This is a genomic window from Mesorhizobium sp. M0195 (assembly GCF_040322115.1).
GTDB lineage: Bacteria > Pseudomonadota > Alphaproteobacteria > Rhizobiales > Rhizobiaceae > Mesorhizobium.
Genome location: NZ_JAMYSV010000062.1, coordinates 1 through 3,107, shown reverse-complemented (window position 1 = coordinate 3,107; position 3,107 = coordinate 1). Strand labels below are relative to the sequence as shown.

1 protein-coding gene is annotated in these 3,107 nt (G+C 60.3%); it reads right to left on the bottom strand.

Annotated features, from left to right (window positions below; all coding sequences use genetic code 11):
* Window positions 1-2,827 (bottom strand): amino acid adenylation domain-containing protein (locus tag NKJ12_RS31915; RefSeq protein WP_352707684.1); only part of this gene is annotated, 2,827 nt, incomplete at its 3' end.
* Window positions 2,828-3,107 lie beyond the last annotated feature (280 nt).

The window sequence follows — 3,107 nt, the reverse complement described above, 5'->3', positions numbered from 1 at the left end:
GGTACAGCCGGTCGCCCTCCACAAACGGGCTGGCGATGAACCGCTCGGCCGTCAGCTCCGGCCGGTTCAGGTAGCCACGCGCAACGCCGGCCCCGCCGATGTAGAGCTCGCCCACCGCCCCGAACGGCACCGGCCCACCATGACCGTCCAGCAGATACACCCGCGTGTTCGCAATCGGACGACCAATCGGGACGTTGGCCAGCCCCTCGACAGCGTCGGATATTGCGAATGTGGCACATCCAACCGTCGCTTCTGTCGGACCATAATGATTGATCAGACGCACGTTCGGGAAATGCTCTTGCCAAAACTGCATGTCTGCCGGGATCAAGGCCTCGCCACCGACCATGAGTGCTCTGGTCGGGGCTGGTCCCTTGTAGGCTTCAAGCCGCTTGTTCAGCAGGCTTAGATGCGAAGGGGTCAGCTTGATTAGATCATAGGTCTGACCATCCTCTAAACCAGCAAGCGCATGTATTTGGGCAATGGGGTTGGCAAGACGAAGCTTGGCGCCCGCCAACAAAGGCCCGAACAAGGTCGTAACGCCAGCATCAAAGCTGAACGACAGCAGCATGGGCGAACCGTTGCCGGCTTCTTCGTAATGGCTGCGATCCGACCAATGCAAATAGTTGACCAGACTTCCATGCTCGACCATGACGCCCTTTGGGGTTCCGGTTGAGCCAGAGGTGTAGATCACATAGGCGAGATGGCGCGCGGTCAGGCCAATGGCGCGCGGCTCGGGATCGCAGGCGGGCAATTCGGCCCAGGCTGGTGTCGCCGTCTCCAGATCGACCACGCTCACATCGACAAGCGCCTCAGGGCCGAGCGCGGCGCGTCCGGCCGCATCGCAAAGCAGCAGCCGCGGCGCGGCATCCGCGAGGACCTGCCGCAGCCGCGCGCAGGGATAGGCCGGGTCCAGCGGCAGATAGGCGCCGCCCGCCTTCAGGATCGCCAAGACACCCACCACCATCGCCAGGCTGCGCTCCAGGCAGATCGCCACCGGCTGGTCCGGCTTGACCCCGAGCGCGATCAGATGATGCGCCAGCCGGTTGGCCCGCGCGTTGAGCTCGCCATAGCTCAGGCGCTCGTCCTCATGGACCAAGGCCACCGCCTCGGGCGTGCGGCGGACCTGTTGCTCGAACAGCTCGTGGATGCAAAGATCCGACGGATAGGCCGCGTCCGTCCGGTTCAGCTCCTCCAAAAGGTAGGTCCGCTCCTCGGGCGACAGCAGTTCAATCCGGCCGACCGGCAGCCCGGCATCGGCAACCACAGCGCACAACAGATTCTGCAAATGCTGCGTCATGCGGTCGATCTGCTCCGGTGCCAATCGACTTGCATCAAAGTGCCATCGAAAGCTCCCATCCAGAGCGCAAAGCTCGAATGTCAGCAAATCACCGGATAGGGTTGTCTCAGAACTCGCGTTCGAAGCTAGATCGCCAGCGGCAGAACAACTATCTGCTGTAATCGTGATGCCAAGCGGCCAGGGCCGGTGCGACCGTAGCGCCTCCACACCTCGCAATGTCGGGCAGCGCGCGATAAGATCCCGGGCAAAGCTAGCGTGCGCCCTCAGCTGAGCGAATTCGGCCGCCACCGCTTTGCGCATTTCCTCAAAATCATGTGCAAGATCAATGGTAACTTCCATCGGCACGACAGAGGCGATAAGCACCTCCACCGCTTTCAAACCGGCTTGCGATCTATCCGATGCAGGCGTCCATCCCAGTTGAAGCTCTGTTTCTCCCGCGATACGGGCGAGATAGATCAGCCAAGCCGTTACCAGGTATTCCGTGCGATCATGTGGCGCCAGTTTAGCCAAAGCACTTGGAATGAACCACGAGCTCGACTGCCATCTGTGCGGCGCTTCAGCCACGGACGCCGATAGAAAAGGAAGCTGCAATATTTTAAACTGCTCAAGCCGCTGTCGCCAAAAATCCTCTGAAGGCGCCAGCTTTTCATGGGCGGCAGTTATGCTCCGCGCCTGATCACCGCTCAAAATTGGAAGGCGATAACCTTCATCCAGATTGAAGTTCCTGGCGAGTGCTCGCGCGTCCAGCAGCTGACCATCGGGGCCGCCAAAGCAAACATCAACATCCTGCGCACCCGTCGCCACACGCCAGTGGCCGGAGTGGATTTCAAGCAGGGAACCCGCCGGAAGGCCCGAGCGTCGAGGCAACACCTCCAAGCGCCTGACTATGACAACGTCATCACCCACGAAAGCCTTGGGCAGACACAATCGATTGGGATTATACGGCCCAAAGTCTAGTGCACGGGTCATCGCTGACAAATCTCGCGCGGATCGATCCCATCGCAGACAGCCTGCCGCATCTGGGCGTCGACGTCTCGGAAAATAGCTTCTGTCGACTAGCGCCTGCGGACGAGCAGTAAGCTTTCCCTTCGCCAAGCCAGTTAAAAGCTCGCGGAAGCCCTCGACCGCGGCTTCATGACATCTGAGGTTCAAGCTCAACGCCGTGTCGGTGGGCGCAATTAACACTTGGCGCCTAACCACCAGCTCACCCGCATTAACACCATCATCGATACGATGCCACGTGATGGCATACTCGCTCTCCTGGGCCAGCAGCGCCCAGGAGGTCGCGTGAGTTCCTGCATATCGTGGCAGTGGACCGTCGTGGTAATTGAAAGCACCTTGTCGGGCTCGCCCAAACATGTCCGGTGGCAATATAAGCGGATTGGCAACGGAGAAAATGCAATCCACCGGCTCGGCCTTCAAACGAGAGCAGAGCTCGTCAACACTCGCAATACAGGGGATATTGGCGCGAGCCGCCCACTCTGCGAATATAGCGTCGCCACACAGCGCCGCGCCAATGAGGTGGCCCATCTCCATTGCCAGCTGCGCGCACCTAACTGCGAGCGTACCACGGCCAACAAACACGCTAGAGGAGATTGATTGGGCTGCAGGGCCTTGCCCAGTCCAATCGCCTGTTTCGTAAGCGCTTGCGCGCTTCGGTGAAGACTGACGTGCCATCTTCACCCCTCGGCCAGTCCATCCACTAAGCTGGGCAGTTCCCGCCCTAACCGCCGCGCCACATAGCGGCCTAAACCTGTCACACTGGTTCGGATTTGCTCGGGAGTAACCGCGCTGAATGCTAATCGAATCC